Annotated in this window: 22 protein-coding genes and 1 tRNA gene; 5 read left to right on the plus strand and 18 right to left on the minus strand. The window is 34.9% G+C overall.

Going from position 1 to position 23,279, the window contains the following annotated elements:
• Positions 1 to 359: 359 nt before the first annotated feature.
• From LAB100_RS05755 to yycF, 6 genes are all read right to left on the minus strand, one after another.
• Entirely contained in the window at positions 360 to 1,751 is a 1,392-nt protein-coding gene (locus LAB100_RS05755; protein WP_119325493.1) for a S1C family serine protease, read from the minus strand.
• 348 nt (positions 1,752 to 2,099) lie between these two features.
• A complete protein-coding gene (locus LAB100_RS05760) occupies positions 2,100 to 2,906 on the minus strand; it encodes an MBL fold metallo-hydrolase (RefSeq protein ID WP_174233496.1) in 807 nt (268 codons plus the stop codon).
• Positions 2,896 to 3,711 carry a two-component system regulatory protein YycI gene (locus LAB100_RS05765; RefSeq protein WP_119325491.1) on the minus strand — a complete coding sequence of 272 codons (816 nt, stop codon included), beginning with the start codon at positions 3,709 to 3,711 and terminating at the stop codon, positions 2,896 to 2,898. The genes LAB100_RS05760 and LAB100_RS05765 overlap by 11 nt, the downstream gene beginning before the upstream one ends.
• Positions 3,712 to 5,025 (minus strand): YycH family regulatory protein, encoded by a 1,314-nt coding sequence (locus LAB100_RS05770; protein ID WP_119325490.1) that lies wholly within the window; start codon positions 5,023 to 5,025, stop codon positions 3,712 to 3,714.
• Positions 5,015 to 6,910 carry a cell wall metabolism sensor histidine kinase WalK gene (walK, locus tag LAB100_RS05775; protein WP_119325489.1) on the minus strand — a complete coding sequence of 632 codons (1,896 nt, stop codon included), beginning with the start codon at positions 6,908 to 6,910 and terminating at the stop codon, positions 5,015 to 5,017. Before walK ends, LAB100_RS05770 begins: the two co-directional genes overlap by 11 nt.
• Positions 6,911 to 7,048: 138 nt before the next feature.
• The gene (yycF, locus tag LAB100_RS05780) at positions 7,049 to 7,750 is read right to left on the minus strand and encodes a response regulator YycF (RefSeq protein ID WP_119325488.1); all 702 of its coding nucleotides are present in this window, start codon (positions 7,748 to 7,750) and stop codon (positions 7,049 to 7,051) included.
• 405 nt (positions 7,751 to 8,155) lie between these two features.
• Here yycF and LAB100_RS05785 point away from each other — a divergent pair.
• Positions 8,156 to 8,228, plus strand: a tRNA-Lys gene (locus tag LAB100_RS05785).
• A 244-nt stretch (positions 8,229 to 8,472) separates the two neighbouring features.
• Here LAB100_RS05785 and LAB100_RS05790 read toward each other — a convergent pair.
• From LAB100_RS05790 to mmuM, 8 genes are all read right to left on the minus strand, one after another.
• On the minus strand, positions 8,473 to 9,135 hold the full coding sequence (locus tag LAB100_RS05790) for a hypothetical protein (RefSeq protein ID WP_119325487.1): 663 nt from the start codon (positions 9,133 to 9,135) through the stop codon (positions 8,473 to 8,475).
• 4 nt (positions 9,136 to 9,139) lie between these two features.
• Entirely contained in the window at positions 9,140 to 9,667 is a 528-nt protein-coding gene (locus tag LAB100_RS05795; protein ID WP_174233495.1) for a 5-formyltetrahydrofolate cyclo-ligase, read from the minus strand.
• A 101-nt stretch (positions 9,668 to 9,768) separates the two neighbouring features.
• The gene (locus LAB100_RS05800; protein WP_119325486.1) at positions 9,769 to 10,395 is read right to left on the minus strand and encodes an NADPH-dependent F420 reductase; all 627 of its coding nucleotides are present in this window, start codon (positions 10,393 to 10,395) and stop codon (positions 9,769 to 9,771) included.
• Positions 10,388 to 11,446, minus strand: coding sequence for an LLM class flavin-dependent oxidoreductase (locus LAB100_RS05805; RefSeq protein ID WP_119325485.1), 1,059 nt, complete (start codon positions 11,444 to 11,446; stop codon positions 10,388 to 10,390). The genes LAB100_RS05800 and LAB100_RS05805 overlap by 8 nt, the downstream gene beginning before the upstream one ends.
• Positions 11,447 to 11,542: 96 nt before the next feature.
• A complete protein-coding gene (locus LAB100_RS05810) occupies positions 11,543 to 11,977 on the minus strand; it encodes a MarR family winged helix-turn-helix transcriptional regulator (protein ID WP_246001273.1) in 435 nt (144 codons plus the stop codon).
• Complete coding sequence (locus tag LAB100_RS05815) at positions 11,977 to 12,930, minus strand: quinone oxidoreductase family protein (protein WP_119325483.1); 954 nt, start codon at positions 12,928 to 12,930, stop codon at positions 11,977 to 11,979. Before LAB100_RS05815 ends, LAB100_RS05810 begins: the two co-directional genes overlap by 1 nt.
• 177 nt (positions 12,931 to 13,107) lie before the next feature.
• The gene (locus LAB100_RS05820) at positions 13,108 to 14,694 is read right to left on the minus strand and encodes a cation:proton antiporter (protein WP_119325482.1); all 1,587 of its coding nucleotides are present in this window, start codon (positions 14,692 to 14,694) and stop codon (positions 13,108 to 13,110) included.
• 338 nt (positions 14,695 to 15,032) lie between these two features.
• Entirely contained in the window at positions 15,033 to 15,980 is a 948-nt protein-coding gene (mmuM, locus tag LAB100_RS05825; protein WP_119325481.1) for a homocysteine S-methyltransferase, read from the minus strand.
• A gap of 158 nt (positions 15,981 to 16,138) precedes the next feature.
• On the opposite strand from mmuM, the gene LAB100_RS05830 reads away from it, so the two are divergent.
• The 3 genes from LAB100_RS05830 (at position 16,139) to LAB100_RS05840 (ending at position 18,313) form a co-directional block, all read left to right on the plus strand.
• A complete protein-coding gene (locus LAB100_RS05830) occupies positions 16,139 to 17,482 on the plus strand; it encodes an amino acid permease (RefSeq protein WP_119325902.1) in 1,344 nt (447 codons plus the stop codon).
• A 69-nt stretch (positions 17,483 to 17,551) separates the two neighbouring features.
• Entirely contained in the window at positions 17,552 to 18,055 is a 504-nt protein-coding gene (locus LAB100_RS05835) for a GtrA family protein (protein WP_119325480.1), read from the plus strand.
• Positions 18,056 to 18,115: 60 nt separating this feature from the next.
• The gene (locus LAB100_RS05840; RefSeq protein WP_119325479.1) at positions 18,116 to 18,313 is read left to right on the plus strand and encodes a hypothetical protein; all 198 of its coding nucleotides are present in this window, start codon (positions 18,116 to 18,118) and stop codon (positions 18,311 to 18,313) included.
• Between the two features lie 96 nt (positions 18,314 to 18,409).
• Here the strand turns inward: LAB100_RS05840 and LAB100_RS05845 are convergent, their stop codons facing one another.
• The 4 genes from LAB100_RS05845 to LAB100_RS05860 all read right to left on the minus strand — a co-directional run bounded on the left by LAB100_RS05845 (position 18,410) and on the right by LAB100_RS05860 (position 21,762).
• Complete coding sequence (locus LAB100_RS05845; protein ID WP_119325478.1) at positions 18,410 to 20,332, minus strand: copper-translocating P-type ATPase; 1,923 nt, start codon at positions 20,330 to 20,332, stop codon at positions 18,410 to 18,412.
• Positions 20,329 to 20,601 carry a cupredoxin domain-containing protein gene (locus tag LAB100_RS05850; protein WP_119325477.1) on the minus strand — a complete coding sequence of 91 codons (273 nt, stop codon included), beginning with the start codon at positions 20,599 to 20,601 and terminating at the stop codon, positions 20,329 to 20,331. Before LAB100_RS05850 ends, LAB100_RS05845 begins: the two co-directional genes overlap by 4 nt.
• A gap of 13 nt (positions 20,602 to 20,614) precedes the next feature.
• The gene (locus tag LAB100_RS05855; RefSeq protein WP_119325476.1) at positions 20,615 to 20,986 is read right to left on the minus strand and encodes a cupredoxin domain-containing protein; all 372 of its coding nucleotides are present in this window, start codon (positions 20,984 to 20,986) and stop codon (positions 20,615 to 20,617) included.
• A 140-nt stretch (positions 20,987 to 21,126) separates the two neighbouring features.
• Entirely contained in the window at positions 21,127 to 21,762 is a 636-nt protein-coding gene (locus tag LAB100_RS05860; RefSeq protein ID WP_119325475.1) for a pentapeptide repeat-containing protein, read from the minus strand.
• 317 nt (positions 21,763 to 22,079) lie between these two features.
• On the opposite strand from LAB100_RS05860, the gene LAB100_RS05865 reads away from it, so the two are divergent.
• Positions 22,080 to 23,228, plus strand: coding sequence for an ArgE/DapE family deacylase (locus LAB100_RS05865; RefSeq protein WP_119325474.1), 1,149 nt, complete (start codon positions 22,080 to 22,082; stop codon positions 23,226 to 23,228).
• Positions 23,229 to 23,279 lie beyond the last annotated feature (51 nt).

Raw genomic sequence — 23,279 nt, forward strand, 5'->3', positions numbered from 1 at the left:
ATTTTTACACAAGAAAATAAAAGTTTGTCTGTTTTTGTGTAACACTTACCATTCTTGATATAACAAGATATTTTAATATTATATTATTCTTCCTTTAAAATTTATACACAGCTGTGGGTAATTCTGTGGAAAACTTTTCTACAAGAATCTTTCTTGAATTTAAGCACTTATACACAAGTTATTAACAATTGTGTATAACTTCTGTTTATTAGTTTTCTGAAAAGTCGAAATAAATATCCAAATTGTATAAAATTGTTCAAAAAAAGGCGTGAAACCCGCATTTTACCTATTTATAGTTTATATACACAAAAAGATCCTAATGATTATAAAAATCATTAGGATCTATTCGATTTACTCTTTTATTCACTAGTTTTCTTAGTCAAGTGAACCTTTGCTGTATTCAATTTACCATTTCTATAATACTGAACGTTAACTGTATCACCAATTGAGTGTGAATATAAGGCTGTATGCAAGTCTGCTACTGAATTTACATCCTTGTCACCTAATTTAACGATTACATCATACTTCTTCATACCAGCGGCTTTAGCAACGGATCCAGTCGTTGTACTATATACGACAACACCCTTAGTTACACTGCTTGGTAGTTTCAAGCTTGATTGTGATTCATCAGTAATCTGATCAAGATCTAAGACCTTAATACCTAATGATGGTCTCTCAACTTTACCATTGGCAACCAATTGATTGATGATCTTAACTACTTCATTACTTGGAATAGCAAAGCCCATTCCTTCAACCGAAGTACCATCAGTATTCGATGCTAATTTCATTGAATTAATACCGATAATTTGACCTGCGGCGTTAACCAGTGGTCCACCTGAATTACCAGGGTTAATAGCAGCATCGGTTTGAAGAACTGTAGCTTCACCAGTTGCTTGTCCGGTATTTTGATCTTGAGTTGTTACAGTTCTATTTGTAGCTGAGATAATACCTTGGGTCACTGTCGTAGCATATTCGCTCCCTAAAGGTGAACCAATAGCAATTACAGGGTCACCAGGAGAAACGTTGTCAGAGTTACCAAATGAGGCTGTTGCGGGCACTTTATTGCCGGCTATTTCCAAAACTGCCAAATCGGTCGTTACATCAGTACCAACTAACTTAGCTGAAACTTTAGTACCGTCTTCTAAGATAACTTCTAGTGAATCAGATCCTGAAACAACGTGATTATTTGTTACGATATAACCTTTGCCATTTTGTTTAGCATAAATTACACCAGAACCTTCACTATATTCTTGCAAGTTGCTATTCGAAGAATTTGAATTGGAGTTCGAATTAGAGTTGGAATTAGAATCTGAGTTACTGTCACTATTTCCATTCTCCTCTGCTTGACCCTGTGTCTGTGAATTATCAGAAGATCCACTATCACCAAACAAATCTCCAAAAATTGATGAAAGACTTCCATCACTAGAACTCTGTTCCTTTTGCTTCTGCAAATTAATTACGGAAACAACTGCACTGTTAACTTTCTTGTAAGCACCAGACATGGAACTTGAAGTGTTGACCTTTGTGTTGCTTACTTGTGTTGTACCAGCAGTGTTGCCAGTTGACGCCGTATCAGAAGCATTATTGCCAAAATATGTAAAACCGGCAAAGGCAATTACTACACCTAAGGCGGCCGAGATAAATGCTACAATTCCGGTCTTAAGCAAAGAATTATTACCGGAACTAATTTTTGAACCGCGTTTCTTTTCTTCAACCCTTGATTCGGATTTGTCATTCTTATCATTATTCATACAATTTTCACTTCCCCACACATTTTCTGATTCTAATATACCGTTGAATTATGAAAAAATTATGAACGACTTATGATTAATTTTGGTTATTTACTAAGGATGCCGTCCTCCGCAACAAAGAAAATTGGGCTGGAACGTAGTGGGCACGACTTGAAGCCTCTTGGCTTTGCTAACAGTCTTCAAGCTCGGTCTTTTTCTAAGTGACTTCATCACTTAGAAAAATTTCACTACTGAGCCCATTTTCTTTGTTGCTCCGGACTAGTATCTGGTTCAATTCATTGGATATATAAGTCTAAACAATAAACTTTCCATGGACAATGGACATCGTCAAAACAAATCATTCACTTTTTACAATGCAATCAAAGGATCAGCGATTGCTGGATCTGTATCATTGATTTTGAAGTCATGTCCAACACCAAAATCATGATCTTCTAATACTTGTGTCACTTCATTTCGAGCAACGGTTTTAGTATTATTCTCATGACTTAAATGACCTAAGAAAATCTGCTTAGTATTATTACCAATTACATCCATTAACGTATGGGCACCATCTTCATTTGACAAGTGACCCTTCTCACTTAAAATACGTTGTTTCAAAGGCCATGGATAAATCCCATCCCTGAGCATCTCGACATCATGATTGCATTCCATTAAATAACCATCCGCATTTTCAATCGTCTTTTGAATTCGTTCAGAAACATAACCTGTATCCGTCAAAATCACAAATTCCTTACCATTATGATAAAACTTATAAAATTGTGGATCTGCTGCATCGTGAGAAACCGCAAAACTCTCAATATCTAAATCATCCAATGACATAACTTTATTGTGGTTGAAAATATTGATCTCATCTTCAGGAATCTTTCCAATCTTTGGCATCATTGCTTCCCAAGTCTTTTGGTTAGCATAAACGTTCAGATTGTAACGTCGAGCCAAAACTCCTACACCTTTAATATGATCAGTGTGTTCATGGGTTACAAATAAAGAATCAACTGTATTGATATCCTTACCGATACTTTCCATAGCGCGCTTGATTTTGATTCCGGATAAACCTGCATCAACTAAAACATGGTGTTTAGGTGTTTCGATATAAGTGGCGTTTCCTGAACTGCTACTTGCTAAAACACTAATTTTCAAACTATCATCATTGGGCATTGTAACTACTATCTCCATTTGTTGAACTCTTAATTATGTTACCAGTAAAGGCATTGACCTTCTTAGTCGTAACGACTTTACTATCTTTATTCTTGATTGTTACAAACCAAACTGGAATATAAATCGTGCTATCTTTAGCTTCCAACAATTTAGTATAAGCTAAATTTGCATAAGATATCTTTGAATTATTTGGTATTTCCGAATTAGCGTAAAGACTTGTAATGACATCTTTTTCACTCTTAATAGCTTGCCTTTCATGCAAAATTATCATTGATTTAACATACGTCTGAGTATAACCTATCACTTCTCCATCAGAAACAGAAAAGATAAGCTGTGCTGTTTTGTCATAAACTTCGCCTAGACGAGTTGTCGCTACGTAAACTATCTGTGACCCACTCGAAAGTTGTGGCGAATATTTGTAATCTTTACCGAACAAAACATTACTTTCTTTTTTGATAAACTTGTCCATCACGCTTTTTCTATTTGAAGCTTTTACTTCAATAGGATCACTCAATGCACTTGAGATACTGTGATTAACATCTTCATAAGAAACCTTTTGATTACGTAACTTACTTACATTTTGAGCCAAACTCTCGTCAGGTTGTGAACCTAAATAATAGGCATAACCATTCTTAGTATCTAGACTTCCGAAACTAATGTTACGTTTTCTCATTTCAGTAATCGTTGACGTATTGGTATTAGTACTGCTGACCAATTGTTGACTGTTGCGGAAAGACAAGAATAAAAAGATATCTAATGAAAAAAATACTATTAAGAATATAACTTCGATTCTCTTAAAATCCATCTAATCCTCCTCCGCAGATTCATTGGTCCACTCATTATATGGTCTCCAATGTCCATCGATCTTAATATAGTACGTTGGCTTCAAGTCAACTACTTTCTCATTGTCAGTTTCTGTTTCCCACTGATACCCAACCTCAACTGATTGAACATCATTTGGTGAAAAGCCTACTCTTTGCAAGCCCTTAAAAATCTCGTTAGTTGACTTTAATTTAGTAGCTGCTTGATTAGAAGGCACTGGAACTTCCAAAACTTTATTCAAGAAATGCTCCGAGCTACCTTTACGGCTGAATTTAATTCGAATTGAACCAAATTGGCTCTTCTTAAAGATTGGGAAACCTTCAACATATTCTCTAAAGACTAAATCTTTATCTTTCCAATTAGCATTATAGAGTCGTAAGTTGGAAATCGAATTCTGCAAATTTGTAACCTTTTGATAACCACGTTGTAAGAACGCCAATTGTGTCTTTGGCACTGAAGTATCTGTGTAATCATCAAATGTTAATTCTTCAGTATTGTGGTCCGAAGTTAAACGTTTAGACTCGCCATAGTTATACGTATAAACATCATTATCTGCTGAAGTAACCAAACCATTAGTGTTGGAATCAAATAACGCCGTTGTGTACTCACTATCTTTCTTCCCACTAATTACGTACGAATAACTCTTTAATTTAATTGGTTCAGTATAAAAGATAAATACGCCATGCTTCATAATATCCAAACGAATTTTTAAATCAACATTAGCTCGTTTAACTAATTTAGTTAAAGGTATCGACGAGGCATTCTTTACCTTGGCCTTATAAACTGCATAGTTACTGTCATTTGCTAAATAAATATTTTGGTCTTTCTTATCTTTCAAATTAATTAAAATTCGATTGAACTGATTGCCCTTTTCATCTTTTAAACTGTCATTATTCAATAAATATCCAAATACATTAGTTGTTATCGAAGTTGGATATACTAGTTGCAGCATATTCTTGCCTTGAATAATTTTTTGATAATAAGCACCATCTTTTTTGGACACTTCTTTAGGACTGCTTATTTTCCAATCTTGCATAATCTTTTGAACACTAAGAGAAATATTTTCATTACTGTTATAAATCAAATGTTGCTCAGATTCATCGTGCCAAATTACTGAGGTCGGACTGATTACTTGATTCATCGGAATCTCATTTTTATTAGAATCCGCCGATGTCACATCAATATTACGTCCTCTTTGATAACGTGCTGTATTAGTCCATATAAAGAAGGATAGGACAACACTGGTAATAACGGCCACCACTAATAGTAGTTGGACGATTAGTCGACTAATCTTCATCCCATTCTCCTCCTGTTTCATTAGGATCAAATGGCAAGGAAATATAGAACGTAGATCCCTTACCTTCGGCACTGTTGACCCAGATTCTACCCTTGTGTTGTTCCACAATTTCTTTCGAAATAGATAGACCTAGACCTGTACCACCTTGTTTTCTAGAACGTGCTTTATCAACACGATAGAAGCGATCAAAGACTTTCTTGATATCTTTTCTTGGAATACCAAGTCCTTCATCAGAAATACTGATAATAATATGTTTATTAGTTTCCAACAAGCGACAAGTAATAACACCACCATCTGGTGAATACTTAATCGCATTATTCATAATATTGTCAATCACTTGGGTCATTTTATCAGTATCAATTTCGACCCAAAGATCTTTGCTGGTGAAAATTCGTTTAATACGATAATTTTTGACGACTTTCGTATCATCTTCTTTGGCATCAGCTTTTTCCTTTTTCAACATCATATCAAAACGATCCAAAATATAAGAGAAGAATTCGTTGAAGTTGACTAACTCTTTATCCAATTTAGAACGTCCTTGATCCATACGTGACAAACTCAAAAGATCCTTGATCATTCTAATCATACGATCTGTTTCTTCAGCTGTAACGCCCAAGAATTGTGGAGCCAACTTAGGATCTTTCCAAGCACCATTATTCAAAGCATCAATGTAACTACTAATACTTGTCAAAGGTGTTCTCAATTCATGAGAAACATTGGAAACAAACTGACGACGCTCACTATCAATCTTTTGTTGTTCAGTAACATCGTGTAAAACACAAACCATACCACTGATAAAACCACTATTTCTTTGAATTAACGAGAATTCCGCATTTAAAATCAACGAATTATCATCGTTTTCATCATAATCTTCATTTGCATCAGCGGTTTCAATAACCATTGGATCAGGACTTTCCAACAAGTCATCAAAGCTCGTTCGATCTTGAATTCCTAAGACATCAACTAGCGGTTGTCCGATAGTATCGTCTTCATCTCTATCCAAAAACTCTTGAGCCATTTCATTGATAACGGTTATATTACCCAAACGGTTCGTAGCAATAACCCCATCAGACATCTGGGTCAACACGCTATCTAGCCTTCGCCGCTCAGATTCAGAATTTTCGGTAGCCTCTTCAACCTTAACTGACAAATCATTAACTGCCATAGCAAGTTGTCCCAATTCATCAGGTGAGTAAACTCGAACTTGTCCGGAATAATCACCTTCCGCCATTCTGACAGCTTGTTGTTTCATTTCATCAATTGGTCGAGTAATAGCACGAGAAATGAAAATGGCTATAACTGCCCCTAACAAGCCGGCAACTAGAGAAGCTGTTAAGAAAATCAAAATGATATTGTTGATGCCAGTATAAACTGATTCCATACTAGCTCTAACATAAATTGCACCCACAACTGTACTATTATCAGTAGAAGTTACCGGTACAATTGATTCATACGAACTTCCATTTTCCTTTTGATAATAAATCTGGGTGATTTTTTTATCAGTTTTGATACTTTGTTTGATATTATCTTTCAAAGTCTGCGTTCCAACTATGTTACTACCTTCAGAATCTTTCGCCCCCACGATGATTCCACTGCGATCAATTACTTGAACATCAGTAATATCAGTACTAACACGTGTATAATCTTGAATTGCATTTCCAATATTTTCACGCGTATGCTGATCGTTATCAGTCAAATTTTCTGAAATTTGGTTGATAGTATATGCTGGTACCTGCACAGAATTCTCAAAATTAGTAACATTTTGATCCTCCAATTGCCGCACAAAATAGGCCCCAATGATTTCAATTGTGACGATTAAAATTAAAATAAACGATAATCCGATTTTAAAATTAATCGAATGTAAAAAGACAAATCTATTCTTCAAAATATCTCCACCTAAATAATTACAGACTTAATTACATTATACAGCTATGAAGATAACAAAAAAACTGACTCGCTTTCAATAACGAATCAGTTCTTGTTGTTTTCTTATTTTATTTTTCAATGATGAAACCGTTTTTACCTATTCATTGTCTGGATCACGTAAGTAATAGCCAACACCACGACGGGTCATTAACCATTCTGGTTGACTAGGATTGTTTTCAATTTTTTCACGCAACCGTCTTACAGTAACGTCAACTGTTCTAACATCACCAAAGTAATCATAACCCCATACTGTTTGGAGTAAATGTTCACGTTTCATCACTTGTCCGATATGTTGTGCTAAATAGTGCAACAATTCAAACTCACGATGAGTTAATTCAATCTCTTTACCATTTTTAGTTACGGTATAAGCATCGGGGAGAATCGTTAAATCACCAATCTTAATCTCGCTACTCTTAGTATCTTCACTATGAGCATGTGTCTGTGTTCTTAAACGAGCCTTAACACGAGCAACTAACTCTCGATTAGAGAATGGCTTAGTGACATAATCATCTGCCCCTAGTTCTAGGCCAATAACCTTATCAATTTCGGTATCTTTAGCCGTCAACATAATAATTGGAGTATCTTTAGTTTTTCTGATAGTTCTTGCTACTTCAAGACCGTCTATAACTGGAAGCATTAAATCAAGTAGAATCAAATCAGGATCGTCCTCTTCTACTTTATCCAAAGCCTCTTGTCCATCAAAAGCAGTCATGACTTCGTAGCCTTCATTTTCCAAATTATATTTAACAATATCGGAAATTGGTTTTTCATCATCTACTACTAGAATTTTTTTAGCCATATATATATCTCCTTGACGTGAATATTATACTAGTTATTAGTTATTAAAACAAAAGCACCATAAAGCTAACTTAAGGATATCGTCCTCTGCAACAAAGAAAATTGGGCTGGAACGTAGTGGGCACGAATTTGTCACTAAGAAAAATTTCACTACTGAACCCATTTTCTTTGTTGCTCCGGACTAATGTATTTCCTCTTGATTTTCTCATTTCAATTAAGAAGCTTTAACTAAAAATACTTAGAGTTAAAAGGCAATCAATATGTAAATCGGCCCCTTTTAAAGCTAAGTAAAATTGATTCAAATTTTTTTGGGTTTTTTTCAAAAAAAAGCTTGTCATAAATTTGGAGCTTATGGTATGATATATCTCGTTGGTTGAGAGAGATAAGCAATCAACGCAAGATACATGGGTGGTTAGCTCAGCTGGCAGAGCAACGGACTCTTAATCCGTGGGTCTGGGGTTCGATCCCCCAACCACCCATAGCAGTTATCGCTTAACCGATTATGATTAAATTCATAATCGGTTTTTTAGTACCCTTATTTAGCGATCATTTTAACATACTAATTCAAATGAAAGACCGTTAGTCATTGACTGGCGGTCTTCTTTTTACAGCTATTTATACTATCATTAATATCCAACTTATTATAGTAATTTGAATTTCAGCAAATTACTATAATAAAAAATAACCGTCTTGAACTTCTACGGTTATTTTTGTGATTCATTACTAAGAAGCATCAATGACCCACTTGGGGACACTAACATCGTTCCAATCCAAATTTACGTAATCTTTTGAAAATTGATTAATGTACTTAGGTGCAAAGTAATCAATCATTCTGAATCCAGCTTCAGAAATATAAATAGATAAGGTATCATCTGTTTTTCTACTGGAAATCAAAGATGTTGCATATAATTTTCTGAATACTTTATTAGTTTCTTCATTCATACCATTGGCCGCTACAATTTTAGTTCGTCTATGGCTATGACCACTACGACATTGATAAAAGACCATTCCTTGTTTTTCATCAGAAAAGATGGAGTAAAGATCATCAATTTGAAAAACCACGCCATGCTTTTTACTAAACTGAATGACCGATAAAATAAAATAGTCTAAATAATCCAAATTTATCCATGTTAATTTAGGTAAATATTCATCTAAGATCTTACCAAGTGGTTTGCTTTTAGAAATAACAAATGTGGGAACTGATAGAAAACCACTATAAGCTTCATGATGACTTATTCTAAAAGTCAAATACTGATCGATTGAATTCAACAGCGTCACGTAATCTGATTCACTATGTCTGGTACTAGTAAAACATAACATGCGATCTTGTGAATCCAAATGATCAACAATTATTTTGGCTATACCGATCTCTCTTTCACTTCTCATTAACCTAATCCATTAAGATCAATTGATCAATTTTGACGTCATGATCTTCTACTTTCCAATCAGCACTATCAAATTCCATAGTCGATGGCACTAAAGCAACTGTCTTTCCTTGGTATTTGGATAAGAAACGATCATAATATCCACCGCCAAAGCCTACACGATAATTCGAATCTTTAGCAAAAGCTAGTCCGGGAACAATCACCAAATCTGGCTCTTGATTAACTAATGCCTCATTATAAGCTGGCTCTGAAAGCCCGAAATCACTTACTATTAAATCCTCACGACTAGTAAAAGGTAAAAAAGCCATCTGGCGTTTAGGCATACATTTAGGCAAATAAACCTTCTTACCTTCGGTTAAAGCTGCTTCAACAACTATTTCAGTTGGCACTTCAATTGGACTACTGATGGTTGTTGCAATTGTCTTAGCATTTTTCCATGCAGTAGTCGCTTGCAGTTTTTTCAATAATTTTGCTGCTTCAACTTTAGTAACAGCTCGATTTTCATTTAATTTTTTTATCTGTTGCTGTCTCAATGCTTTCTTTTCTATAATAATCCCCTCCAAATAATCAATGAACTAACTTATAGTTTACCTTTACCTGCGAGTAAATTAAAACTGATAAGCTCCTTTAACAATTATTGGGAATTATTTTTTAAAAGTTCTTTTACACCCGAAATGGTTTCATTCGTTCCAAACAAAATACCTGATGGTTGTAATACTTTTGTCTGATTTAAAGTACCTAAATAATAAGGTTCAAAACCAAAATCATCAATTATCCTAGCTACCCTTTTCAAAGCTGTTTCATTATTACCAGCATAAACAATAGCTCGTTTTTGGTGGGACATTGCGGCTAAATCGTGATATCCCATATGATTAAAAGCCTTAATAACTAGACTTTCTGACAGATATTCCTGAACCGACTCCGAAGAAGTTATCTTTTGATCATAATAATCATTTTCTAATCCATCTGTTTCCCACCAATAATTCATCGAATCTATAACTAATTTTTGGGCAAATAAATGTGAATCAATTTGCTGATACTTACTAAGCGGCAAGGCCAAGATAATAACTTCAGACTTTTCAATAACATCTTTGGCAATCATTGGATGAGCACCTTTAGCCAAAACTGAAACCGAAAGTTCAATCCGTGCTGGTTCTCTTGATCCCGCAATATTTACTTCATAACCAGCGTCAATTCCCAATTTGGCCAAGGTCATCCCTAATTTACCAGCTCCTAAAATTCCTAATACAGGTTTAACCATGTTGTTTCCTCAAAATATCTTTAACCAATGGGATCACTTTGGTAGCATACAATTCAATTGTCCTGCGACGATCAGATTCTAACTGACCACCAGTACCATAAACTAAATCAAACCGTGAAATGCCCAATTCCGAAATGGTTTGTGCTATTTTTTTAGCTACTGTTTGAACAGAGCCAACATAATAAGCACCTTTAGTAACTTCAAAATCATAACGTTCTTTTGTCATAGTCGGCCAACCACGATCTAGTCCTACTTTGTCCATACTCTTTTTAATATATTTCCAACCGATATCATAAGCCTTTTGATCATCATCAAGAGTTATAATGCCATGCGAATGTACACCAATTTGACCGACTTTTGTTCGATACTCGGCTGCCGCTTTTTGATAAAGTTCTATATAAGGTTCAAAACGACTAGCCTCTCCACTAATAATGGCAAGCATCAATGAATATCCGTAATATGCCGTCCGCAAAACTGATTCTGGAGTACCACCAACACCTATAAAAACTGGTAATTTGTGCTGTTCAATTCGTGGATAAACTGTAACATCAGTCAACTTTTGAGTATATTTTCCCTCCCAAGATAGTTTATCTTTAGTAATCAATTCATTAAACAAACCGACTTTTTCTACAAAAAGATCATCATAATTTTTTAAATCATAACCAAATAACGGATATGATTCTGTGAAAGAACCACGTCCTAATATTATTTGAGCTCGTCCATTAGAAATACCGTCTAGAGTTGCAAATCTTTCATAAACACGAACCGGGTCATCCGAACTCAAAACAGTTACCGCTGTACTTAATTTGATATTTTTAGTTGTACTAGCTAGAGCCCCTAACATTATTTCCGGACTAGAAATAGAATATTCTTCACGATGATGTTCACCGAGAGCAAAGATATCAATCCCTAGGGAGTCCGCCAAACGACCCTCTTTTAAGATATTTTGGAGTGATTCACGATAAGACATTTTTTGTTCATCACGATCACGATAAGCAACGTCTCCAAATGTATCTAAACCAAACTCAAGTTTTTCAATATCCACTGTCATGATTACACTTCCTATTTAATAGGTTCAATTTCTTCAAATTATACAGCATGACATTAACTTAACCCTATTGATTAACCTTGAGTTTAAAAACAAACTTTAGTTAAGTTTCTTCAAGGTGTTTGCTAGATGATTCAAACTATTGATTAAATCTTTCTTCTCAATCTCTGACCAGTCTTCTAAAGCTGTACTGATTTCTTTACGACGTGTTTCATTAATAATTTCAGTTACCTTTTGCCCTGTTGAAGAAAGTCTAATCGCACGAATTCTAGCGTCCTGTACAGAATCCTGTGTATCGACTAAATCACGCTTTTCCAATTTATCGACTTGGCGGCTGACACTAGAATGACTTTTTCCTAACATATTAGCCAAATCACTAACATTCGTTGGCTGCATTCTGCCAATAGTTACAAATAATTGAAAAGATGTAGCCTCCAAATCTATTCCAGCATCTTGAACAAATTTCTTATCTTGATCAGTTCGATTAAAAAACGATACGATGGTAACTAAAACTTTAATTAAATCATTCTCCATTATTTCACCTCTACTACTGCTCTAGGAGTTAGTGGTGCTTGCCAGGCATTCTCAATATCATTTAATTCAAATGTCATCGTTGGAATTGTAATTTTTTCATTTGCGGCCCAGTCGAAAACTCCTTTAATAGCCATAAGTAACTCTGGCATAGAAGCACTTTTCAAACCACTCCCCAATAGTTCTAACTTGGATGAACGTAATAAAGATGATGGAAGATTAATCTCTCTTTGTCCTGAAGAAGCTCCAATACTAACAAATTTAGTGGTTTTCTTGCTATCTGCTTGTGCCGCTGCTTTCATAATTGCTAAAGCACTATCTCCCCAAAGATAATCTAAAACTACATCTACTCCTTCTTCAAAATAAGGTGCTAATTTTGTTACAAAATTATTTTTTCCTTCATCGGTCGTCATATCAAAAGAAATCTGGTCATCTGCTTCTAATTTACTTAATTTTTTAGTATTTCGACCTGCAACGATAACACGTTTGGCCCCTAAATGATAGGCAATTTTTACTGCTAAACTACCAGCACTACCGGTAGCACCATTAATTAACACAGTTTGACCCGCCACAAAATGAGCTCTACTTTTTAAAGCTACCCAAGAAGACACTCCAGGGTTTGCAATAGCTGCTGCCGTGACATTATCAATTTCATCAGGTAATGGTATGATCAATTCTTTGTTCACCAAAGTTTGTTCTGCTAAAGAACCAAAAGGAACTTCAGGTGCGACAAAATAAACTCTTTGATCATTCAAAATTCCTACTCCGTCTGTTCCAGCAACCAATGGGAATTCTTGTGAGGATGAATAATGATTTCCCATAGCTCGCATTTTAGTGAGGTTACTTAATGCAACTGCCTTAACTTGAACTTTAACTTCATTTTCATTAGTAATTGGTTCCTTAAATTCTGAATAAACTGGATAAGTTCCAGCTTTTTTTACAATAGCTGCTTTCATAATTAATTCCTTCTTTATAATAAGTAATTTATTTTAAATTAATACGTGCACTTTGCACTCAATTAAAATAACATCATTAGGTGCGTTTTGCAAATATTATTTATGGTTCTTCGTCCTAAAAAAGAACCTATCAACTATGACCTACGATTGTATGGACATAACTGACAGGTTCTTTTTTTATTTATCACTACTTTCAGAAACTGTTGGTCCTATAACTAACGATTCAGCCATCAAAATTTCATTATAGAGTTCAAAAACATAATTTTGATATTTAACTTCACTTTGCGAAATCATATCCAAATATTCGCGTTCCTGCGCTAATGCATTCATAAACGCACGCATTTCTAATTCTTTTTCTGCGCCAGTGAATTCTGGATGACGCACTACCTTAACCCACGCTTTAACAAAATCTTTAGTTCGAGTTCGCTGTTTTTGTGCCATTAAATCAAAAATAACTGATTCCTTTACATTGTCCGGCAAATACATTTTTTCGACAGCGTCAATCGCCTTATGAACCATATTGACCCGAATCTTACCAATCTCCGTTGCTATCTCATCATCAGTAGCGTCTTTTTCCAAAAGAAAACGAAATACTATTGTTGGTACTATTAAACTCAAAATGATCAAGACACTTTCTGAAATCAATACCAAGTTAAAATCACCCGTTTTGACATGAAATTCGGCCAAAGTATATGCCAATGCCAAAGTAACAGCCCCATGTACTCCACCTAGAGCAAAAATCCAACCTGATTTATTATTAAAATTCAATCTTAATCTTCCATAAATATAACGTGTTAATACATTGGCAATATACAAAACTATCCCTATGAGTAACCAATTAAAGGAATTATAAGTGAACTTTTCTTTAGAGATTATTTGTAGAAACATAAATCCCAAAATAACAAAAACCATACTATTTAAAATCTCGGTAATCATTGAAACCAAATCAAATCCTAAGTGGACCTGTGGTGCATTAGTTAAACGACTTCGTTGAGCCTCTGCATTATGTACTAATCCCGCTACTACTACTGCAATAATTCCAGAAACGTGTATCATCTCTGCCAGATAATATAGAATCAAAGGCGTCACAATATACAGTAAATTTTGAGCATTCAAGGAATTATATGACGTTCTTATCAAAATTTGTCGAAAAATCACTATAATCCACGCTGCAGCAAATCCGAATAAGACCCCACCAACAGCTGATTTCAAAAAATCAATAATAGTCTCACCATAATTGATATAGCCATTGATATACCATAAAGTAGCCATGTTTAATAATATAATTCCTGATGCATCATTGAACAATGATTCCATCTTTAAATAAACACCCTCAGACTGCGGTGCTTTCAAACCATTAGTAACTGATTCCATTGCCGTTGCATCTGTTGGAGTACTAATTGCAGCCAAAATAAAAGCCAAAGGCAAACTAACACTCCCAATTGTCCAAACTCCGAATCCAGCAATAATCAAACATAAAATAACCAAAAAAACAGTTGTCTGAATGATATGTTTAATCTCTTTACCAACCGCATTCAAACGTGTAGCTTGACCTTCAAAAAATAATAACGGAGCTACAATAGTTCCAATAAAAATATCCGAGCTGAAATTTTGAATACGACTGCCTAGATCAGGCACCAAAAAAATAATTCCACCTACAATCATACTGATATAACTGACCGAAATTTTTGAAAAGACTTGCGATAAAAAAATACTTACTACCGCAGCCAATATTAAAATAAAGGTCGAAATCATCAAATTCATAATGAAATCTCCTCAACAAATTTTTATCCTCTAATCAGAATAAATATAGCATAATCAATTTTAAAAATGGTGTATAACCTTTGCTATTCAGTCATTTAGATTTTTAACTATAAAAAATACAGTATCTATTAGTCAATTTCAGGTATGTATAATATCTGAATCTTCTAATAAATACTGCAACTTTAATTAGCTTCCAGTCGTGCACAGAATTTTTATTGATAACGGCACCTTTCAGCCAACCAATACTTATGAAAATAAAGCTTATTTTCTCCAATTTGTTTCACATGGAACATATGGTATTCAAAATATTTTTTAACACTATATATAGTAGTGGAATTTTAGTTAATAAATTTAGCAATTTCATTAATATCTTTTGGTGTTGTTCGACAACAACCACCTATTAATTTAGCACCCGCTTCAAGCCACTCTGGCACTAAATCTTCAAAGGTATCTGCTTGAGGATTTGCTTGCCAAGTTTTTGTTTCGGGATCATAAATATCGCCATTATTAGGATATACAATAATTGGCTTATCGGTAACTTGATTAACAATGCGGACGATATCTTGGATATTTTCTAAAGTGGTACAGTTAACCCCAATTGCCGAAATCTGTTCAACATCATTAAAGTATTTAACAGCTTCTGCTAAGGAAGTTCCATCACACAAAGTATCACTATCTTGTACGCTAAAAGTTAACCATGCATCTTGTTCTGGAAATCTTTCTTGCAATAAATCTACCAATGCATTAGCTTCATCAAAATTAGGTTGCGTTTCAAAAGCAAATAAGTCTACTCCAGCTTGATCAAGTAGCTGCATTCTTCGTAGATGAAACTCTTGATACTCTGCTTTGGTTAAGTCGTAGTCACCTGTATACTCACTACCATCGGCCAAATAAGCTCCATAAGGTCCGACACTTCCGGCTACTAAAGGATACTTAGCACGTTTGATTCGTTCATCATGCGATAATTTATCGTAATATTCTGACCGTGCCTTCTTAGCTAATTGGACAGCTTTAGTAATCAAATTTTCACTATCGGTCTCAGTTAAACCCAATTCCATAAATTTTGAAATATTAGCTTGATATGTATTTGTAGTTGCAACATCAGCTCCATTTTCAAAATAACTTTTATGAACTGATTTGATGGCTTCCGGATTTTCAATCAAGGCCGTTGCCGACCAAAGTTCACTGTCCGTTTTTACACCGTGCTTCTCTAATTCAGTTGCCATAGCTCCATCGACTACAAGTCCTGTTCTATTTTTTAAATTTTCAGCAATCAAATTCTTCAAATTAAACATCTCCCACGGCTTTTAGATACTTGCCATATAAAATAATCTAGTCTATCATAAAAATTAAACTTTTTTAATTTTATTCTAATTTAAACTATTATACAAGGTGATTGCTCTTGGAAAACGAAAAAAATACACACATCAATCTAAAAAGAAATATGGAGTCACGTCACCTTTTTATGATTTCACTTGGTGGAGTTATTGGTACTGGGCTATTTCTTAGCTCTGGTTATACAATTCATGAAGCCGGTCCTGTGGGAACGATTCTAGCTTATGGAATTGGTGCTATTGTTGTTTATTTAGTCATGCTCTGTCTAGGTGAATTGTCCGTTGCCATGCCCGAAACTGGATCTTTTCACGTTTATGCTGACCGTTATATCGGACCGGGAACAGGATTTACTGTTGCCATTTTATATTGGTTAACTTGGACTGTAGCGCTGGGTTCAGAATTTACCGCAGCCGGATTGATTATGCAACAGTGGTTCCCACACTCTCCAACTTGGATTTGGAGTGCTTTATTTATGGCTGTTATTTTTATTTCTAACGCTTTATCAGTTCGATTCTTTGCCGAAACTGAGTTTTGGTTCTCTAGTATTAAAGTTATCGCTATCGTTCTCTTTATTATTGTTGGTTTTTTAGCCATTTTTGGTGTGATCCATATCAAAGGAACCACTCAAGCCCCAATGTTTACTAATCTCTTTAAAGATGGGCTCTTTCCCAATGGCTTTAAAGCCGTTTTTACAACAATGCTAACTGTTAACTTTGCTTTTTCCGGAACTGAATTAATTGGTGTCACAGCTGGTGAAACTAAAGATCCTGGCAAAAACATTCCACGTGCTATTCATACAACCTTGATTAGACTAATCATATTCTTTATTGGTAGTATCGTCGTCATGTCAGCTTTGATCCCTTGGCAAAAAGCCGGCGTCAATCAAAGTCCTTTCGTTCTAGTCTTTAAGAGTATTGGTCTTCCATTTGCTGGAGATTTGATGAACTTTGTCGTTTTGACAGCCATCTTATCGGCTGCCAATTCTGGACTTTATGCTTCAACAAGAATGCTCTGGTCTCTGGCCCATGAAGGTATGATTCCTTTAAAATACGCCAAAACTAATTCTCATGATGTTCCAATGATTGCTCTATGCTTGAGTATGATAGGAGGCATTTTGGCATTGGTTTCCAGTGTCGTTGCAGCATCTACTGTTTATTTGGTCCTAGTTTCTATTTCCGGACTGGCAGTAGTAATCGTTTGGATGGCAATTGCTTTGTCAGAAATCAACTTTCGTAAGAGTTTTCTCAAATCGGGTCATTCTTTAGATGAACTTAAATTCAAAACACCTTGGTATCCTTTTGTTCCTTGGGCAGCTTTTATCATGAGTTTATTATCTTGCGTCTTAATTATTTTCGACCCTAATCAACGTACTGCACTCTTTTATATGATTCCTTTCTTGATACTCTGCTACGCTGTTTATTATGGTAAGGAGTATCTCAAAAAACATAAATAACTATTAATTGTTTCTCCCTTGATAAAAAGGTTTAATATTAAGATATAAGCTCAAATCGGGAGAGATATTATGAATAAAAAAACAGAACTTGATGAAAGTCCATTAACAAAAGTTATTGACGATGTATCTGAGGGTATCAATGACGCTGGGATAGTCTTTAACAGTGAGGAAGATCCTGCTATTGAAGAAAGCAATGGTAAACAAGCCGTTCGTTACTTACTCTGGGGATTACTTTCTGTTGTTGTAAACTTCGGTACATTCTTTATTCTTTATCACGCACTACATTTGAATTACCAATTCGCCAATATCGTTGCATGGTTCTTAGGAGTTCAAGTTGGCTTCTGGGTCGATCGAATCATTGTCTTTCGTCACAAATCCAACACTGCTTTTCGTGAGATGCTAGCCTTTTATGGCACACGAATTTTAACTTTTCTTATTGAAAGTGCCACTCTTTGGGTTGGAATATCACTATTGAGTGCTAACGGTACTGGTTCTAAGGTCGTCGGTCAGATTCTAGCCATCGTTGGAAATTACATCTTATCTAAGTTCTTTATTTTTAAAAATAAACACTAGTCAAAATATTAGTTTGTCTTCTCCTATTTAGGTATACTTGTTAAAAATGAGGAGAAATGATTGAAAAAGAAACTTCAAAAAATTTTAAAATTAAATGTTTTGCTGACTGCTTCAATTATCATCTGTGATCTATTTATTTTGCATCATCACAATACCAGAGATAATCCTGTGGCACATCAAGTGGCCGCTTCTCACCAAATGAAATTAAAATTTCATTTTAAACCAACAGGCACTATGTTGAAGAAGATCAAAATCTAGATATACAAAAAGAACAGCATCTACTAGAAGTTTCAGGTATTTTACGGATATACCTTGAATGCTTCCTAATAGACGCTGTTCTTTTTGATTAAATAATTAAACTGTCTGAACTTTGGTCTCAATTTTAGTTTTATTGAGCAAAACAGAACTAGTAACAACTGACAAGGAACTAAATGCCATTGCTAACCCTGCTAATTCAGGGCTCAATGTTAAACCTGCGGCAAAGAATAACCCGGCTGCCACTGGAATACCTAAAACATTGTAAATAAAAGCCCAGAACAAGTTAAGCTTAATTCTATTAAAAGTCTTTCGACTTAATTCCAAAGCTTTAGCAACATCACGTAGATCATTCTTCATCAGAACAATTCCACCTGATTCAATAGCAATATCGGTTCCGGAACCCATGGCGATCCCTACATCGGCCATAGTTAAAGCAGGAGCATCATTGATACCATCACCTACGAAAGCTACCTTTCCTTGTTTCTGAAGTTCTTGAACATGGTCAGCCTTATCTCCAGGCAAAACATCCGCAATAACTTCATCAATACCAACTTCTTGAGCAATTGCCTTTGCAACTCGCTCATTATCACCTGTTAACATCACAGTTCTCAAGCCACGAGCTTTCAAAGTGGCAATAGCCTCCTTAGATGTTTCTTTAGGTGCATCTTGTATAGCAATCAAACCGATGATCTTTTTATTTAATCCAACAAAAACCACAGTCTTAGCTTCATTTTGGAGCTTTATCATTTGTTTTTGTAGCTCTGAGTCAATTGTGACATCAGACAATAATTTATCATTTCCGACAAAAGCTTTTTGTCCTTTGATTTGAGCTTGAACCCCTTTACCTTCAATAGCTTGGAAGTTTTGGGCTTTATCGACAATAGTAATTTTTGTTGCCTTATCCATGATTGCTGTTGCTAGAGGATGCTCCGATGATTCTTCCAAAGTTTTAGCAATAGTCAAAACTTGCTCTTCGTTACCGACAATATCCGTAACTTCAGGTTTACCTTTAGTGATTGTACCCGTTTTATCCATAACAACTGTTTTTACGTCATTAACATCTTCAAGAACTTCTCCATTCTTGATCAAGATACCCATTTTAGCGCCACGACCAGTTCCTACCATCAAGGCAGTAGGCGTAGCCAAACCAAGCGCACATGGACAAGCAATAACAACGACAGAAACCGCAAAAATCAAGGCATTAGCTAATGTAGCGCCAAGAAAAACATACCAAACTAGGAAAGTTAGTATTGATAGTATCAATACTACTGGCACAAAAATCTCTGAAACTTTATCAGTTAAGTTTTGGATTGGAGCATGACTGTTTTGAGCTTTTTTTACTAACTCAACAATCTGTGAAAGCATCGTATCATTACCAACTTTTTCAGCTTTAAACATAAAGGTTCCATTACTATTCATAGTCGAACCAATAACTTTATCGCCTACTTGCTTAGTTACAGGCATACTTTCACCAGTAACCATTGATTCATCAACTGTGGAACTTCCCTCAGTAATGACACCATCAACCGCAATCTTTTGACCAGGTTTAACTCGAATCAAATCACCGGCAATAACTTCTGACAAAGGAATCTTAACTAGCTTTCCATCACGCATTACTTCAGCATCTTTAGCTTGGAGATCAACCAATTTCTCAATCGCGTTAGAAGCATTATTACGCATCTTTTCTTCAAAAACTTGTCCTAATAAGACAAATGTTACAACAAAAGCAGCACTTTCAAAGAAAACTGACTGATTGGTAAACATCGCATAAATACTGTAAATATATGCTGTAGCAGTTCCAATAGCGACCAACGTATCCATATTAGAATGATGTTTCTTAAATGATGCCCATGCACTTTGTAAAAATGGTCGTGCAGCTACTGCCATAACAATAGTTGTCAAAACAAACTGTGTCCACTCACCACCAGGAATCATGATTCCAAAAGGCATCAGGATCATACCTATTAGCATCGGTAATGAAAAAATCAAAGATATCCAGAATCGTTTAGTAATTGTCATTTGATCACTACCTTTCCTTTAAACATATCCATTCCACAACTAAAATCAAATTCACCGGTTTTATCAGTTGAAACTTTCACAGTTTGAGCCTTATTCAGTGGTAATTGTTTTTCAAAGCCCAATTCTTGAGAATGAACAACATCTAAACATCCCTGCTCATTAGTTCTTGTAAATGTAATTTCTGCCGGAGCCCCTTGTTTTAAGTTTATAACTTGAGGTTGGTAACCTCCTGCAACTGTAACGTTAACCTTTTGTACCTTCTCAACCATAATCGTTTATCTCCTATTTAATAATTAATTTGCCATGGAACATATCCATACCGCAGGCCCATTGAAATTCACCTGATTTGTTGGTATCAATCTTGACAGTTTGCTTTTCATTTTGTGGTAATTCTTTATTAATACCAAAGTCTGAAAAAACTACTCGATCCAAGCAACTTGATGCATCTTTTCTAGTAAAGTTAATCGTTGCTGGAACACCTTTTTTCAAAGTAACTACTTCGGGTGAATATCCCCCATTGACCTCGATATCCACGCTTTGATTATTGTCAGTCACATCGGCCGTGGCACTAGCTACTTGATGATTGCCGAAGAACCACCAAAGTATAAAACCGATAACTGCCAATCCTACAATTAACACTAAAATCCTTGTCATAATTTTCCTCCTCAATTACGTTTACAAATGTAATCTACGTTTATTACTTTATTCTTAAAGTTTACATTTGTCAACTGAAATAACAAAAAAATAAAGTCACCTTTCTACGGGTAAACTTCATGTAATTACTTAGAAAAAGCCTAATAAGACACTTTTACTCCTATAAAGTAGCTTGCCAAAAAAGCTGCCTGTTCAGCATTTACTTTCAAACCTCGAATAAAATTTTGATCTAAATCAATTGTTTCAAAATGACAGTCACTGAAATCAATCCCCTTTAAAGCTGTCCGCATACTAATCATTTCATTCAAATCACAATTTTTAAAAATAGTTTTTGATAACTTATTCTCATTAAAGCTAACATCCTTGAGACTATCATTTTCAAAATGTACTACTTTTAAATTTAAGCGATTCAAATTAGCCAAGTCCAATAAACAGTTTCTAAAAACTACGTTATTCATAAACGATTCGTCAAAATTTGTTCCAATCATTTTACAATTTTCAAATTCAACTCTAAAAACACTTGATTCCTCAAAATGACAATTGGACAAATTACAGTTTTTAAAGATCACATCAGTCATATCAGCTTTTTCAAACTCACAGTCGATAAACGTTAAATGTTCCAAAATAGTTTGTTCTACTATCGGATGATTAATTCTTTGTTGTTCTATTAATTCATTTTTTAAATGAAGATTGCTTAATACGTAATCTTCATCGTTGTAAATATCAAAAAAAGAACCCTTGGTTAAGTAATCCTCTACAATTTTTGGATGATCCATATTCCTACACCTCTTTTTCAAATAATACCAAAAATTTCGTCTAAAAAAATTAGAAAGAAATCTCTACTAGACAACATTTTTTGATATTGTATAGAATGAATTTTTTGAAACAAATCTTAGAATCAATCTCTCAAGCACATTTGATTAAAAATTCTCATCAAAAAATAATTTATTATTCCCTAAAAGGCTTTATATCAACAATTTTTAACTCTAATATCCTAGGTCCGTTTAAGTAAGACAATTCAGTATCTTTATTGCGTTGAATTTATCAAATAAATGTTACGATTATTGAGTAAAACAATTTGGGAGGTCTTTGAATGGAACATCTTAGTAAATCACAAGCTCTAGAAATTTTAAAAAATTTAATTGCTATTAAGTCTGTTAATGATCATGAGAAAACCGTTGCTACTTACTTGCAAAAACTACTAGCCCAATATGATATCAAGTCCGAAATAAAACCTATTCGCGGTGACCGTGCTAATTTAATAGCCGAAATCGGTCAAGGAAAACCGGTTTTAGGAATCTCCGGCCACATGGATGTTGTCTCACCAGGTAAACTTGAGGACTGGAATAGCAATCCTTTTGAAATGACCGAAAAAGACGGAATGCTTTATGGTCGTGGAATTACTGATATGAAATCAGGTTTGGCCGCAATTGTTATAACAATGATCAATCTTCATGCACAAGATTTGCCAAAAAAGGGAACAATCCGCTTAATGGCAACTATGGGCGAAGAAGTTGGCGAAGAAGGTTCCAGCTACTTTCTCAAAGATGGATCTATGAAGGATGTTGATGGTTTAGTTATTGCCGAGCCATCAGGTTATAATATCGGTTACGCCGAAAAAGGCTCCATGGATATTAAATTTATTTCCAAGGGTAAAGCTAGTCACAGTTCTATGCCTGAAAATGGATATAACGCTATCGATGCTTTGATGAATCTTTTGATTGAAGCCAATACTACGTTCCGCGATGATCAGATCAAGGGTGATTCAATCGGACCACTTGTTTTCAATACTACCTTGATAAAGGGTGGAACACAGGTCAACTCGATTCCAGATTATGCAGAAGCAGAGGCAAACGTTAGAACTATTCCCGAATATGATAATCAAAAGGTCATTGCAACTTTGCACAATTTAATTAAAAAATATAATGACCAAGGCGCTCAAATTAGTACTGATATTTATATGAATGAAGGACCTGTTTTAATGAGTCCCAAGAATCCTTTAATTACACCAACTAAAAAATTAATGGAAAAGTACACTACCGAAACAGTTCATGTTGCTCCAATTTCCGCTGTTACTGATGCTTCAAATCTAGTTCAAAATAAACCAATTGAATTTCCATTTATCGTGGCTGGACCCGGTAACAATACACCTCACCAAATTAATGAGAACTTGGACAAACAAATGTACTTTAATTTTATTGATATTTATGAAAAATTGTTCATCGACTTTTTAGAAAAATAAAAAATTCCTATATGCTAACTGTCAAAAATGGTTAGCATACAGGAATTTTTT

This window comes from Companilactobacillus musae, from assembly GCF_003967595.1.
In the GTDB taxonomy this organism is placed as follows: domain Bacteria; phylum Bacillota; class Bacilli; order Lactobacillales; family Lactobacillaceae; genus Companilactobacillus; species Companilactobacillus musae.